This is a genomic window from Kitasatospora sp. NPDC097605 (assembly GCF_040302725.1).
Classification (GTDB): Bacteria; Actinomycetota; Actinomycetes; order Streptomycetales; family Streptomycetaceae; genus Kitasatospora.
In genome coordinates this window covers 12751-27242 of record NZ_JBEOSF010000018.1, presented here as the reverse complement: position 1 = coordinate 27242, position 14492 = coordinate 12751, and the positions used below count along the sequence as shown (strand labels likewise).

The 14492-nt window shown below is 73.9% G+C and carries 6 protein-coding genes; all 6 read right to left on the bottom strand.

Annotated features, from left to right (window positions below; translation table 11 throughout):
- Positions 1-285 precede the first annotated feature (285 nt).
- The 6 genes from ABTX81_RS21040 to ABTX81_RS21015 all read right to left on the bottom strand — a co-directional run bounded on the left by ABTX81_RS21040 (position 286) and on the right by ABTX81_RS21015 (position 14355).
- Positions 286-5526: a CLIPPER-2 domain-containing protein gene (locus ABTX81_RS21040; protein ID WP_350547890.1), complete on the bottom strand. Its 5241-nt coding sequence runs from the start codon at positions 5524-5526 to the stop codon at positions 286-288.
- A 219-nt stretch (positions 5527-5745) separates the two neighbouring features.
- On the bottom strand, positions 5746-9864 hold the full coding sequence (locus tag ABTX81_RS21035) for an nSTAND1 domain-containing NTPase (protein WP_350547888.1): 4119 nt from the start codon (positions 9862-9864) through the stop codon (positions 5746-5748).
- The gene (locus ABTX81_RS21030) at positions 9857-10207 is read right to left on the bottom strand and encodes a CU044_2847 family protein (protein ID WP_350547886.1); all 351 of its coding nucleotides are present in this window, start codon (positions 10205-10207) and stop codon (positions 9857-9859) included. Before ABTX81_RS21030 ends, ABTX81_RS21035 begins: the two co-directional genes overlap by 8 nt.
- 130 nt (positions 10208-10337) lie before the next feature.
- A complete protein-coding gene (locus ABTX81_RS21025; RefSeq protein ID WP_350547884.1) occupies positions 10338-11867 on the bottom strand; it encodes a carboxyl transferase domain-containing protein in 1530 nt (509 codons plus the stop codon).
- Positions 11868-12013: 146 nt separating this feature from the next.
- Positions 12014-13210 (bottom strand): sirohydrochlorin chelatase, encoded by a 1197-nt coding sequence (locus ABTX81_RS21020; RefSeq protein ID WP_350547882.1) that lies wholly within the window; start codon positions 13208-13210, stop codon positions 12014-12016.
- Entirely contained in the window at positions 13210-14355 is a 1146-nt protein-coding gene (locus ABTX81_RS21015) for a uroporphyrinogen-III synthase (RefSeq protein WP_350547880.1), read from the bottom strand. The genes ABTX81_RS21020 and ABTX81_RS21015 overlap by 1 nt, the downstream gene beginning before the upstream one ends.
- Positions 14356-14492 lie beyond the last annotated feature (137 nt).

Here is a 14492-nt window from a genome sequence, read left to right as displayed (position 1 = left end):
GCCCCGGTATCAGCCCGAGCACTACCGCCCGTCGTGCCGAGGGATTCCTTGTGAGCGCACTCACCGGCCGACGGCCCCGCTCGTCACCCGGCACGCCCCGCGCCACCACGCCGAGTCGCGGTTGATCTGAGACCGCCGCCACAACGGGCGTGCCCGGGCGGTGACTTCGCGCCGCGCGGACGCCGGGGACGGCCGCGCCCCGCCGGGTGCCGCGGATGGATTCCGCGGGCACCCGGCGGGGCGCCGGTCGGCCGGGGCCGGTCATCCGGCCCGTCGGTCACCTGTTCAGTGGTTGCGGCGGCGCCTGCTGAGGCCGAGGACGAGTCCGCCGATCACCAGCAGCGCGCCGGCGATCGCCACCACCGTCAGGACGGCGGTGCCGGTGTGGGCGAGGATGCCGGTCGGTCCGGACGGCTTCGGGTCCGCGGGGACCGGCGCCGGCGGGTTGCCGGGCGCGACCTTCACCGTGGCGGTGGCCTCGGAGGGGGTGGCTCCGGGGCCGGTGGCGGTCGCGGTGTTGACGACCTTGCCGCGGCGGGCGTCCTCGGTGGTGATGGTGTGCGGCTGGGTGGTGCACACCATCGTCTCGCCGGGGGCGAGGCTGGTCCTGGGGCAGGTCACCTGGCCGGCGGTGGGGTCGTCGACCTTGATGCCGGTGACGGTGGCGGTGCCCTGGTTGGCGACCGTGAGCTTCCACTCGATCCGGTCCCCGACGTCGGTCTTCCCGTTCCCGTTGGCGTCGACGACGTCGGCGGTCTTGGTGAGGCCGAGGGCGCCGCGCCCGCCGGACGGGACGGTGACCTCGGACGGCGGGGAGACGGGCGGCTCGCCGCCGGGCGGGGTGCCGGTGGCGGTGGCCGTGTTCCTGATCGTGCCGGCGTCGACGTCGGCCTGGGTGACGGTGTAGGTGGCGGTGCAGGTGACGGTGGCGCCGGGCGCCAGCGTGGCCGCGTCCTTCGGACACGTGACCGCGGAGAGCTTGCCGGTGCCGGTGAACTCGCCCTCGTCGACCTTGACGTCCTTGACGGTCACGTTGCCGGTGTTGGTGACGGCGAACCGGTAGGTGATCTTCTCGCCCTTGACCAGCCTGCCGGGCTTCTCGGTCTCGGCGGACTTGACGACCGCGAGCGAGGGCTTCGGCTGCTGCGGCAGCTCCACCTCGGAGGGCGGGGAGACCGGCGGTTCGCCGCGCGGCGGGGTACCGGTGGCGGTGGCGGTGTTCTTCACCGAGCCCGCGTCCACGTCCGCCTGGGTGACGGTGTAGCCGGCGGTGCAGGTGACGGTGGCGCCGGGCGCCAGGGTGACGGCCCCGCTCGGGCAGGTGACGGGGTCGAGCTTGCCGTGGCCGGTGAACTCGCCCTCGTTGATCTTGATGTCCTTCAGCGTCACGTTGCCCGTGTTGCGCGCCGTGAAGCTGTAGGTGATCTTCTCGCCCGCGACGAGCTTGTCCTCCTGGCCCGTGGAGGCGGACTTGACTACGGACAGGCCGGGCCGGTCGTCCGTCGTGACGGTCGTCTCGGACGGCGGGGAGACCGGCGGCTCGCCGCGCGGCGGGGTACCGGTGGCGGTGGCGCTGTTCTTGACCGAGCCGGCGTCGACGTCGGCCTGGGTGACGGTGTAGGCGGCGGTGCAGAGCACCGTCGCGCCGGGCGCCAGGGAAACGGCCTCCTTCGGGCAGGTGACGGGGTCGAGCTTGCCGTGGCCGGTGAACTCGCCTTCCGTGATCTTGACGTCCTTCAGCGTCACATTTCCGGTGTTGGTGACGGCGAAGCTGTAGGTGATCTGCTCACCGGCGACGAGCTTGTCGGTGGAGGAGGTCTTGACGACAGCGAGCGCGGGCTTCTCCGGGGCCGGGACGATGGTCTCGGACGGCGGGGAGACCGGCGGCTCGCCGCGCGGCGGGGTACCGGTGGCGGTGGCGCTGTTCTTGACCGAGCCGGCGTCCACGTCCGCCTGGGTGACGGTGTAGGTGGCGGTGCAGGTCATCGTCGCGCCGGGGGCCAGGGCGGCGGCTTCGACGGTCGGGCAGGTGGCGACCGGCGGGGTGCCGGTGCCGGTGAACTCGCCCTCGGTGACCTTGACGTCCTTGAGGGTGACGTTGCCGGTGTTGGTGACCGTGAAGTCGTACCGGATCTGCTCACCGACCAGCAGTTCGTCCGGCTTGCTGCTGTGGCCGGTCTTGACCACGGACAGGCCGGGCTGGTCCTGCGTGCTCACCGTCGTCTCACTCGGCGGGGAGACCGGCGGCTCGCCCCGCGGCGGGGTGCCGGTGGCGGTGGCGCTGTTCTTGACCGAGCCGGCGTCCACGTCCGCCTGGGTGACGGTGTAGGTGGCGGTGCAGGTGACGACCGCGCCGGGCGCCAGCGTGGCGGCCCCGCTCGGGCAGGTGACCGGCGACAGGGTGCCGCTGCCGGTGAACGGGCCCTCGGTGACCTTGACGTCCTTCAGCGTCACATTGCCGGTGTTCTTCACCTCGAACTTGTAGACGATCTCCTCACCCTTGACCAACGTGCCGGTCGAGGCGGACTTGACCACGGACAGGCCGGGCTCGTCCGGGGTGGTGATGGTCACCTCGGACGGCGGGGAGACCGGCGGCGGGCCGGACGGCGGGGTGCCGGTCGCGGTGGCGCTGTTCTTCACCGAGCCCGCGTCGACGTCGGCCTGCGTCACGGTGTACGTGGCGGTGCAGGTGACGGTGGCGCCGGGGGCCAGGGAGGCGGCCTCGGCGGTGGGGCAGGTGACCGGAGACAGGGTGCCGGTGCCGGTGAACTCGCCCTCGGTGATCTTGACGTCCTTCAGCGTCACATTGCCGGTGTTGGTGACGGCGAAGCTGTAGGTGATCTGCTCACCGGCGACGAGCTTGCCGGTGGAGGCCGACTTCACCACGGTCAGCTTCGGGTCGGACGGCGCGGGGACGGTGACCTCGCCGGGCGGGGAGACCGGCGGCGGGCCGGTGGGCGGGGTGCCGGTGGTGGTGGCGCTGTTCTTGATCGAGCCGGCGTCGACGTCGGCCTGGGTGACCGTGTAGGTGGCGGTGCAGGTCATCGTCGCGCCGGGGGCCAGGGCGGCGGCCTCGGCGGTGGGGCAGGTGACCGGGGAGAGCGTGCCGCTGCCGGTGAACTCGCCTTCGGTGACCTTGACGTCCTTGAGCGTGACGTTTCCGGTGTTCTTGACCTCGAACTTGTAGGTGATCGTCTCGCCGAGGACCAGCGTGTCGGGCCGGCTGCTGGTGGCGCTCTTGGCCACCGTCATCGCCGGGGCCGGCGGCTGGGTGATGGTCACCTCGGACGGCGGGGAGACCGGGGGCGGGCCGGTGGGCGGGGTGCCGGTCGCGGTGGCGGTGTTCTTCACCGAGCCCGCGTCGACGTCGGCCTGCGTCACGGTGTACGTGGCGGTGCAGGTGACGGACGCGCCGGGCGCGAGCGAGGCGGCGCCGCTCGGGCAGCTGACCGGGTCGAGCGTGCCGCTGCCGGTGAACGCGGTCTCGGTGACCTTGGCGTCCTTGAGCGTGACGTTGCCGGTGTTGGTGATCCGGAAGCTGTACGTCACCTTCTCACCGGCGACGAGCTTGCCGGTCGAGGCGGTCTTGACCACGGTCAGCGCCGGGTCGGACGGCGACGGAACGGTCACCTCGGACGGCGGGGAGACCGGCGGCGGGCCGGTCGGCGGGTTGCCGGTGCCGGTGGCGATGTTCTTGATCGATCCCGCGTCCACGTCCGCCTGGGTGACGGTGTAGGTGGCCGTGCAGGTCATCTCCGCGCCGGGGGCCAGGGCGGCCGCCTGGTCGGTGGGACAGGCGGGGACCGGCGGGGTGCCCGCGCCCGTGAACGTGGTCTCGGTGACCTTGACGTCCTTGAGGGTGACGTTGCCGGTGTTGGTGACCACGAAGTCGTACGTGATCTGCTCACCGAGGACCAGCTTGTCCGGCCGGCTGGTGGTGGCGGACTTGACCACCTTCAGGCCCGGGCTGGACGTCGCGGTGACGGTCGCCGAGTCGGGCTGGGAGACGGTCGGAGTGGTGTCGCCCGGCGCGGTGCCGTGCGCGGTCGCGGTGTTCTTGATCGAGCCCGCGTCCAGGTCGGACTGGGTGACGGTGTAGGTGGCCGTGCAGGTCAACGACCCACCCGGGGCCAGCGGACCGGCCGGGCAGTCGACGGCCGGCGGCGTGCTGCCCGAGAACGCCGTCTCGGTGACACCCGGGTTCGACAACTCGACGTTGCCGGTGTTGGTCAGCACGAAGGAGTACTTCACGCTCTCGCCGACCGCGCTCACGGTGCCGGGGGTGGCCGACTTCTCCACCGTCAGGGACGGCACGACGGCGCAGGTCTTCACCGAGGACTGGTTGTTGCCCGCCGTCGGGTCCTGCTCATTGGCCAGGACCGACCCGGTGTTGGTGACGCAACCCGTCATCGTGGCGGGGGCGTCCGCCGTGACGGTGATGGTGTTCTCGACCCCCGCCAGGGTGCGCCCGCCGACACACGTCACCGTGTTGCCGGCCACGGTGCAGCCGGGCGTCGAGGTCTTGACGTTGGTCAGCGGCGCCGGGACGGTGTCGGTCACGGTGTAACCGCTGGAGTTGCCGGGCCCGTTGTTCTTCACCTTCAGCGTGTACGTGACGGTGGTGCCCGGCTTCACCATGTCCGGGCCGCTCTTCACGACCGAGAGGTCCGTCGGCAGACCGGGCGAGGCCGCGCCGTCGTTGTTGCCGCTCGCCGGGCCGGGCGACGTGGAGACCCTGGTGAACGTCGGGTTCGCCGCTGCCGGGTTGGTGATCTTGATCTGGTACACCGTGCCGGTGCCGTTTTCCGAGAATCCGGTGTTGCCGTTGCCGAACGTCCAGGCGGCACCGTAGCCGCCGGGCGGCAAGACCGGGGTGGGGAACGTCGTGACCGTCTTGGTGGCCCCGAGGAGATCGACCCGGACCACGCTGCCGTTGTTGTCGACGGTCCAGAAGTAGCCGTCCGCGTAGGTGATATCAGCCCCCGGCATGGGGGCGGTCAGCGTGATCGTCGCGGCTACCTGACCGGTGGTGACATTGACCCGGTAGGCCGTTGTCTGCCCGGTGGTGCCGACGTAGAGGCTTCCGTCCGGCGCGAACGCGCCCCAGTTCGTGCCGACGCCCGCCACGACGCCGGTGCCCACGCGGGTGACGACGCCGCCCTGCCCGATCCGGAGGATCGCGCCGACCGGGTTGCCGGCGGAGATTCCGTACAGGTAGTTGTTCGCCGTGTTGTAGCTGATGGCGTTGTACTGGTAGGTACTCGCCGGGCCCTCCGGCTGGAAGGTGACACTGCCGGACGCCCCGGTGACAGCCCGGTAGAGCCGGGTCGGCACCTCCTGCGCGACGAACACCTGCGGGTCCGCCGGGTTGAACGGGTCACCGGCCGCCGCGTGCGACTGCGGCGCGGTGAGGAACGGGAACGCGACGGCCCCCGCCCCGATCAGCAGGGCCATCACCAGCAGCCCGATCAGTGAGCGGCGCGGCCGCCCCCGGTGCCGCCCGAGGCGGCGAACCATGGTGCTCATTCAGTACCCCCCGGGTATGTGCAAGGCGCGCCCGCGCCCGTGGGCGGATCTCGGCTTCGGCTTTGACCAGTTCACTTCGGACATCCCTCCAGGTCGGAAGCTTCGGCACGCACGGCGTCAGATTTCCGTGTACGCACCGGGGATCAGGGCAGTGGGGACCTGATCTTGAGACCGGAGTAAAGCACCGAATCATCAAAACTTGTCGTATATGAGCACAAGTTATCGCTGTGTCTGTTTTGGGCGGTTGCTCCGGAACCGACCCACCGTCACCGCCGGCCGGCCGGCCGGCCTCGCCGGGCCGAGGGCCGTGGTGGGCGTTGCCGCTTCAGCCTTGTGGCAGACCGGCTCGGTCGAGTGGCCGGACAGGTACACGTGTTCGTCGGCGGTGAGATCGCGGTCGATGGACTGGCAGATCTTCCGGATCGCCTCGGAGGGCTGGGGCGGGACGACGTCCCACAGCCGGGCCGTGGAGTCGTTGCTGCCGGTGGCCAGGGTGCGGTTGTCGGGACTGAACGCCACCGTGAACACCGCGTCGGTATGGCCGGTCAGGGTGGCGCGGCTCTTGTTGGTGGCCAGGTTCCACAGCCGGACGGTGGTGTCGGCGCTGCCGGTGGCGAGGGTCTTCCCGTCCGGGCTGAACGCCACCGCCCACACGATGTCGCTGTGACCGGTGAGAGCGGCGCGACTCTTGCCGGTGGCCACGTCCCACAACCGTGCGGACCTGTCGTCGCTGCCGGTGGCCAGGGTCGTTCCGTCGGGGCTGAACGCCACCGCGGTCACGGTACCGGCGTGCCCCTTGAGGGTGGCGCGGGCGGATCCGTCGGTGACGTCCCACAACCGCGCGGTCCGGTCGGCGCCGGCGGTGGCGACGGTCTCCCCGTCCGGGCTGAACGCGACGGCCTGCACGGCGGACGTGTGGTCGTAGAGGACGGTGCGGGTGGTGCCGGTGGCGACGTCCCACACCTGGGCGGTGGTGTCGTAGCTGCCGGTGGCCAGGCTCTTTCCGTCCGAGCTGAACGCCATGGCCGACACGACGTCGCTGTGGCCGTTGAGGGTGTTGAGCTTTCTGCCGGTGGCCACCTCCCAGAGCGAGACCGTGTAGTCGGCTTCGCCGGTGGCGAGGGTCTTCCCGTCCGGGCTGAGTGCCACCACGCCCACGTCGGGCCGGCCGTTCAGGGGGCTGTGGCCGGTGAGGTCCTTGACGTTCCACACCCGCACCGCCGCGTCGGCGCCACCGGCTGTGAGGGTCGTCCCGTCGGGGCTGAACACGACCGTGGACAGTCCGGACGACAGGCCGCTCAGGACGGTACCGGCGGAGACGTCCCACAGCCGGGCGGTGGTGTCGACACTGCCGGTGGCGAGGGTCGTCCCGTCGGGGCCGAATGCCACCGAGTACACGCTGTCGATATGGCCGATGAGCGCGGTTCGAGTGGTCTGGGTGGCGACGTCCCACAATCGCGCGCTCTTGTCGACACTGCCGGTGGCGAGGGTCTTCCCGTCCGGGCTGAACGCCACCGCGGTCACCCCGGCGGTGTGGCCGGAGAAGGTCGTCTGGAAGGACCCGGTGGCGACGTCCCACACGTCGGCGGCGGTGTCGTCGCTGCCGGTGGCGAGAGTTCTTCCATCCGGGCTGAACACGACGGCCTGTACGGGGCCGGTGTGGTCGTTGAGGGTGGCGCGGGTGGTACCGGTGGCGATGTCCCACAGCCGGGCGGCGTTGTCGGCACTGCCGGTGGCGAGGGTCTTCCCGTCGGGGCTGAACGCCACGGAGTACACGCTGCCCGTGTGGCCCTTGAAGGTCGTGCGGGTGGTCCGGGTGCCGATGTCCCACAGCCGTGCGGTTCCGTCGAAGCTGGCGGTGGCGAGGGTCTTCCCGTCAGGGCTGAACGCCACCGCCCACACGGTGTCGCCGTGACCGGTGAGCGTCGCCGTCGTCCGCCCGGTGGCCACTTCCCACAGGTGTACGGTCTGGTCGTCGCCGGAGGTGGCGAGGGTCTTCCCGTCGGGGCTGAACGCGACGGCGTCCACTGCCTCCGTGTGGCCGGCCAGGCGGTGCCGCAACGGCAGGAGCGCCGCGTTCCCCAGGCTCTCGACCGACTCGGGCGTGTCGCTGGTGTCGTACGCCGCGATGGCCAGCAGCGCCGCGAGGTCGGGATTGGTGCTGATGAGCGTGTCCGACTGGGCGGCGAACTGCCGGGACACGGCCGCCTCCCGTTCCGTGGCCACCGTCCGCCACTGCCAGACGGCCCCCGCGGCGGCGATCAGGGCGACGACCAGCAGGCCGGCCAGGATCGCGTTGAGGCGTCTGCTGCGCCGCATGACGGCCTGCTGGCGCTGCCGGCTCGCGGTGAGGAACGCGGTGATGTCGCCCGGCAGGCGGCGCTGCTGCGCCCAGTCGAGGCCCTCGGCGAGCGCCGTTCCGCCGAGCAGGTCTCCGGGATCCTTCCGTTCGGCCCAGGCGGCCCGGCGCTTGCGCGTGCTCTCCAGCCAGTCCTGGAAGCGGTGGTCCTGCTCCACCCACTGCTGGAGCGTGCCCCATTCGCGGATGAGCGCGTCGTGGATCAGCTCGGCCACCGGCTGTCCGACCGGGGGCTGGGGGCCGCCGGTGGTGCGCGGCGCGTGGGTCATGATGATCCGGTGGCGGGTGAGCGCGGCCACGACGTCGTCGACGGCCCGGACGTTCTCGGGCGTGGCCTCGGTGGTGGAGGCCAGTTCGCGCAGTTCGCGAAGCGGGAGCTGCTCCCGGATGGCCGGGATCTGGTAGCCGGGTTCGGCCGGCCGGACCAGCGAGGTCAGGATCCGCCGGGCGATGGGCAGTTGGTCGTCGGGCAGCTGTCGCAGCGCGGAGTCGCACCAGGTGGTGAGGCCTCCGGTGACGCCGCCGATGCGCTGGTAGGCGTCGTGGGTGAGATAGCCGTTCTGCCGCCGCTGCCAGAGTTGACTGAGCGTCAGCTCCAGCAGTGGCAGGACGGTGACGGGTGCCCGGTCGCTCGACGGTCCCGCGCTGGTGGCCTCCAGGACGTCGGTGATGATCTGCTCGGGCAGGCCGGCCTCGAAGTGGGCGCCGACGGCCCGGGCGGGCAGGGTGATGATGTCGTGCAGGTCGCCCCGGCTGAGGGTGCTCGGCAGGTTGAGCAGGCCCGGCATCGCCTTCTCCAGCAACGTCGGTGCCAAGGCCGCCAGTTGCGGATAGAAGTCGTCCCGCATGACCAGTACCACGCTGACCGGGACGGTCGAGTCCGCCAGTGCGGTGAGCTGGTCCGCGACCGCCGCGACCTCCCGTTGCCGGCCGTTGCCGGACCGGGCGAGGAACTCCTCGAACTGGTCGACGACCAGCAGGATCCACTCCCGGTCCGGTTCCTCCGCCAGCCTGCGGGTGACGGCGGCAGCGATCCCGTCCTGGCGCGCCCCGGGCAGCCCGGCGCGCTCCAGCTCGGCCGGCAGGTCCTGGCGCGGGCGGGCGAGTACGGGCAACCACCGGTCGCTCCCCGGGAGTTGGCCCTCGGCCAGGGCGGGCAGGACGCCGGCCTGCACCAGGGACGACTTGCCCGAACCCGAGGGGCCGAGCAGCAGCGTCAGCCGCTGCCGGTGGGCCAGATTGGCCAGCACCTGCCGCACCGCGTCCTTGCGGCCCTTGAACCACCGGGCCTGCTCCGCGGTGAACGACTCCAGTCCCCGGTAGGGGCAGATGTCCGTCAGCGCCAGTTCGGGCCAGACCTCCCGGAGGACCGGTGCGGGGGTGACGTACGCGATGCCCTGGCCCCGCTCGTAGTCGTCGGGGGCCGCGATCTCGGTCAGCATGCCGATGACCAGGCCGGTCATCTCGTCGACCACGGGGCCGCCGCTGAATCCGGTGGTCAGGTCGTTGGCCGAGGTCAGCTGGAGGTGGGCGCTCCCGCCCTCGGCGGCGGGCAGCAGGTCGCCGGCCACGCCGAAGCCGAAGTGGCCGCCCGGCGGGGCCTGGGCCGGGAACCCGAAGGACCGCACCTGGTGGCCCCGGCAGCCCTCCGGGGAGCCCAGCGGCAGCGCCGCCGTCCCCGGCACGGCGCGGGCCAGCCGGACGACGGCCACGTCATCGCCCTCGGGGGCGCGCCACGGCTCCTCCAGAACGCGGCCCTCGACCAGGGGCGAGCCCGCCACGTTGGGGAAGGCCAGCCGCACCTGCGTACCGGGCCCGGCCCCGGCTGCCCGTACGACGTGAGCGCAGGTCAGCAGGACGTCCGCGCCGACCAGGAAGCCCGCGCCGGCGACGGCGCCGTCCGGACCGATCACCTGGGCCACGGCCGGAAGCAGCTCGCCCGCGCGGCCGCCGTCCGGTGGCCGGTCCGCGCTACCCATCGGACGGGCCGGGCGCGGAGGCACCGCCGGGACTGCCCCGCTGCCACGTCACCCGCACCATCAGGTGGCAGTTGGCGCCACTCCTGGTGATCACGGCCCCGGCCTCGACCGAGAGGTCGATGCCGAACTCCAGCGCGATCTCGTCGGGGCCGATCCGGCGCAGCTCGTCGAGCGCCGCGTGGGCGGCCGTGGTGACCGGGACGAGGGCTCCCTGCAGGCTGGTCGGCAGATCGCGGATGGCCTCGCCGATCCGGCCGGCCTTCACCGGCCCCTCCGCGGCGCCGGGCGCCTCCAGCAGCACCGAGCCCCCGCCCTCCAGCGGTATCCGAGCCAGTCCTGCCACGGCCTCCTCCTTCGGCGCCGCGGGTGTCGCGGCCACTCGCATCGTCATCCGCCGCCGGGGACGCCGCACCCCAACCTGGCCATCCGGACGACCCGCGACGGCGGGGCGGCCGGCGCCGGGGGATGCGGCGTCAGGCGGGTCGGAGGAGGTCGCCGAGGCGGCGGTGGCGGGTGGCCCGGGCGGTGCGGCGGGTGGGTTCGGGGGTGGCGGTGAGCTCGGCGAGGGCGCTCGCGACGGCGGCGCCGAGGCGGGCGCAGAAGGCGGCGGGTTCGTCGGCGGCGTCGGGGAGTTCGGGAACCACCGTGTCGACCAGGCCGACCTCGGCGAGCGCGTGGGCGCCGATGCCCTGGGAGCGGGCCAGGTCGGGGGCGTGGCCGCCGTCGCGGTGGACGATGGCGGAGGCGCCCTCCGGGGGGAGCGGGGCGAGCCAGGCGTTGGCGGCGGCGAGGACGCGGTCGGCGGGGAGGAGGGCCAGCGCGCCGCCGCCGGAGCCCTGGCCGAGGAGGACGGCGAGGACGGGGGTGCGCAGGGCGAGCAGGGTGGTGAGGCAGTGGGCGATCTCGATGGCGACGCCGTCCAGCTCGGCCTGGACGGAGAGCTCGGCGCCCGCCGTGTCGACGACCGTGACGAGGGGGAGGCCGAGCTGCTCGGCGACGCGGGCGGTGCGGCGGACGGCGCGCAGGTCGGCGGTGGTGAAGGGGCGTTCGCGCGCGCCGGCCCGGCGCTGCTGGCCGACGACCACGGCGGGCTGCCCGTCCAGGACGGCGAGCGCCCGGATCAGGGCGCCGTTCCGGCCGCCGGGGGAGTCGAGGAGCACCAGCTCCTCGGTGGTGCGGCGCAGCAGCTCGCGGGTGCCGGGACGGTCGGGGCGGCGGGTGCGGAGGACGGCCTCCCAGGCGTCGGGGTGCTGGGCGGGTCCGGCGGGTCCGGCGGGTCTGGCGAGGCCGGCGGGTTCGACGGGGAGCGGGACGGGGGCGGGCAGCGCCCGGCGGGTGAGGACGGCCAGGGAGCGGCGCAGCACCTCGCGCAGCTCCTCCGGGGCCACCACCGCGTCCACCAGCCCGCGCTCCGCCAGCGTCTCGGCGCGCTGTACGTCGGCCGGGAGCGAGACGCCCCGCAGCTCCTCGTACACCCGCGGGCCGAGGAAGCCCAGCCGCGCCCCCGGCTCGGCGAGGACCAGTTGCCCGAGCGTCCCCCAGGAGGCGAACACCCCGCCCATGGTCGGGTTGCGCAGGTAGCTGAGGTAGGGCAGGCCGGCCGCCCGGTGGGCCTGGACGGCGGCGGTGATCCGCAGCATGCAGAGGAAGGCCGCCGTGCCCTCCTGCATCCGGGTCCCGCCGGAGACCGGCAGGGCGACCAGCGGGAGGCGTTCGGCGGTGGCCCGCTCGACGGCCCGGGTGATCCGTTCGGCGGTCGCCACGCCGATCGAGCCGCCGAGGAAGCCGAACTCGGAGGCGACCAGGGCCACCGGCTCCCCGCCGATCCGGCCGAGGCCGGTGAGCACGGCCTCGTCCACACCGGTCCGCTCCCGCGCCCGGGCGAGGCTCGCCCGGTACCCGGCGTCCACGGGTTCCGCGGCGGACGGTTCGTCCCAGCTCCGGTAGCTGCCGGGGTCGACCAGCAGCCCGATCAGCTGGTGTGCCGTCAGGGAAACGCTCATCTGCTCCACCCCATCGCCCGATCCGGTTCCGCGCCGCGGAAGATCACCCTAGGCGGAGGCCGGAGCGGCGCGGCGGATTGGGCGGCCGGTGTGAGGAGGACGACAGCCTCCCCCGGGCGGGGGAGGGGATCGGACCCGCGCAGGATTCAGGGCCGGCGGCGGGCGCGGAGGCTGGAGGCATGACCACCGTAGCGATGAGCCGCCCGGTCCAGCCCTGGGCCCGGCACGCGGCCCGGGCCCTGCCGCTGCTCGCGCTGCCGCTCTGCCTCTGGCGGCTGCCGATCGGGTTCGGCTTCCGGATGGGGATGGACGTGCCGCGCGAGGATCTGCCGCTCTGGATGACCGTCCCCTATGTGCTGGCGCTCAGCCTGCTCTCCGAGGCGTTCGCGCTGCTCTGCGGCGGGCTGGTCCGCCCGTGGGGCGAGCGGCTGCCCGCACGGGTGGTGGTGGCGGTCGGGGCGGTGTCGGGTGCCGGGTTCACCCTGCTGGCCGGGCAGTGGGTGCTCACCACCTTCCATGTCGGCGGCTTCCGCGACGTCGGTTACGTCAGCGGCTGGTGGCGGACGCTTGCGGCGGTGACGAGCGGGCTGTTCGTGCTCTGGGGACCGGTGATCCTGGCGCTGACGTACGGGTACCACCGGCGCCGGAGCGGCCGCGCCGGCCTCCTCGTAGCGGAGGACGACCAGCCGGGCGAGCGCGTCGTGGGCGCCGAGTGGGGCGCTCGTCCAGTGGGCGGCGGTGGCGGCGGCGCGGGTGGCGAAGAAGCCGGGGGCGAGCAGATGGGTGGCGACGGCGACCCGGTGGTGGCCGGTGGCGTGCAGGGCGGCGACCGCCTCCGCCGGGGTGGGGCGGGCGGCGGAGAGGTAGGCGGGGACGACGGGCCGTCCGTCGCCGAGGCGGGCGGCGAGCAGGGCGGCCAACCGTGCGGTGCCGGCGTTGGCGGCGGGGTCGGAGGAGCCCGAGGCGGCGAGGACGACCGGCCCGGCGCCCGGCGGCCGCCCGGCGGCGGCCAGGCGGTCGGCGAGCGCGGTGGCGAGCAGCGGGTGCGGGCCGAGCGCGCGGGCCAGCGGGAGGTGGGCGAGGCCGGCGGCGGCGAGCGCCTGCGGCAGGTCGACGCGCAGGTGGTAGCCGCCGCCGAGCAGCAGCGGGACCAGTACGGCCGCCCGCCCGTCCAGGGCGGCGAGCGCCTCGGGGAGGGAGGGCCGGGCGAGGTCCAGGAAGCAGCAGCGCACGTCGAGCGCGGGGCGCAGCGCCCGCACCCGCTCCAGCAGCGCGAGGTTCGCGGCGACCCCGGCGGCGGAGCGGCTGCCATGGGCGACGGCCAGCAGGACGGGACGGCGCATCAGGCCGTCGCCAGGCGGTAGCCGCGCTTGGGCACGGTGCGGATCAGTGCCCCGTACGGTCCGAGCGCCGCCCGCAGCCGTCCGACCGCCGCCTCGACCGCGTGCTCGTCGGCGGTCGCGTCGGGCCAGGCGGTGCGCAGCAGGTCGGCGCGGCTGAGCACATGGCCGGGGCGTTCGGCGAGGGCGCGCAGCACGGCGGCGCCGCGCGGGCTGAGCCGGCGGCTCTCGCCGTCGACCAGGACGGCGTTCCCCTGGAGGGTCAACGCCAGGTCCCCGACCGCGAATTCGCGCCGGCCCCGGCCGGGCAGGGTCTCCGCGAGCAGTCGCACCAGCGAGCCGAGCCGGCCGCGCTCGGGGAACGCGGCCGGCAGACCGAGCTCGGCGAACGGCCGGGCGCACAGGGCGCCGACGCAGACCGGCAGGACGTCCGCGCGCAGCGCGTCCAGCAGCGGTTCGCGCAGGCCGTCCGCCTCGGCCGTGGCGACGAAGGCGGCCACGGCGGGGGCGCTGGTGAAGGTGAGGGCGTGCACCTGGCGGCGGACGGTCTGCTCGACCAGCCGCCGCACCGGCGCCGGGTCGTCCGGGGGCGCCCAGCGGTAGACCGGGACGGAGATCACCTCGGCGCCGCGTTCGCGCAGCGCCGCCGCGAAGCCGTCGAGCCGGACGCCGTGTTCCTGGACGGCGACCCGGCGGCCGGCCAGCGGGCGGGCGAGCAGCCAGCCCAGCAGTTCCTCGGTGGCCTCGGAGCGGGGGGAGAAGCCCTCGTCGAGGCCGCTGGCCCGGACGGCGCCGGTGGCCTTGGGGCCGCGGGTGAGGATGGCGGACCGCCGGCACGCCTCGGCGAGGGCGGCGCCCCGGCCCCAGCCGTCGGCGGCGCTCATCCAGCCGCGCCAGCCGACGCCGGTGGTGGCGACCACGTAGTCGAGCGGGGCGGCCAGGCAGGCCTCGGTGGCCAGGCGCAGGGCGAGGTCGTCGGCGAGCGGCATGATCCGCAGCACCGGGGCCTCGACCACCTGGGCGCCGCGCCGGGTGAGCAGCGCGGTCAGCTCGTCGCGGCGGCGGGCGGCGGTGACCCCGACGGTGAAGCCGGTGAGGGGTCCGGGCCGCGGGGCGGGACGCGGCCCGGTCGATGTTGGTGTGGCCATGTCGGCAGCATGCGACGGGTTCGTTACGGGGGCATTGCCTGCCGGTCAAGTGCGGGTCATCGAACCGTCATCCAGGTCAAGGGCGGTGTGTCGCACACGGCGTGACGGCGGGTGTGAGCGAACCGTACCGCGCGCGC

Bases quoted from the DNA above. Each gene is read 5' to 3' on its own strand.
- ABTX81_RS21040 (WP_350547890.1), bottom strand. From the start codon at position 5,526: ATGAGCACCATGGTTCGCCGCCTCGGGCGGCACCGGGGGCGGCCGCGC.
- ABTX81_RS21025 (WP_350547884.1), bottom strand. From the start codon at position 11,867: ATGAGCGTTTCCCTGACGGCACACCAGCTGATCGGGCTGCTGGTCGAC.
- ABTX81_RS21020 (WP_350547882.1), bottom strand. From the start codon at position 13,210: ATGCGCCGTCCCGTCCTGCTGGCCGTCGCCCATGGCAGCCGCTCCGCC.
- ABTX81_RS21035 (WP_350547888.1), bottom strand. From the start codon at position 9,864: ATGGGTAGCGCGGACCGGCCACCGGACGGCGGCCGCGCGGGCGAGCTG.
- ABTX81_RS21015 (WP_350547880.1), bottom strand. From the start codon at position 14,355: ATGGCCACACCAACATCGACCGGGCCGCGTCCCGCCCCGCGGCCCGGA.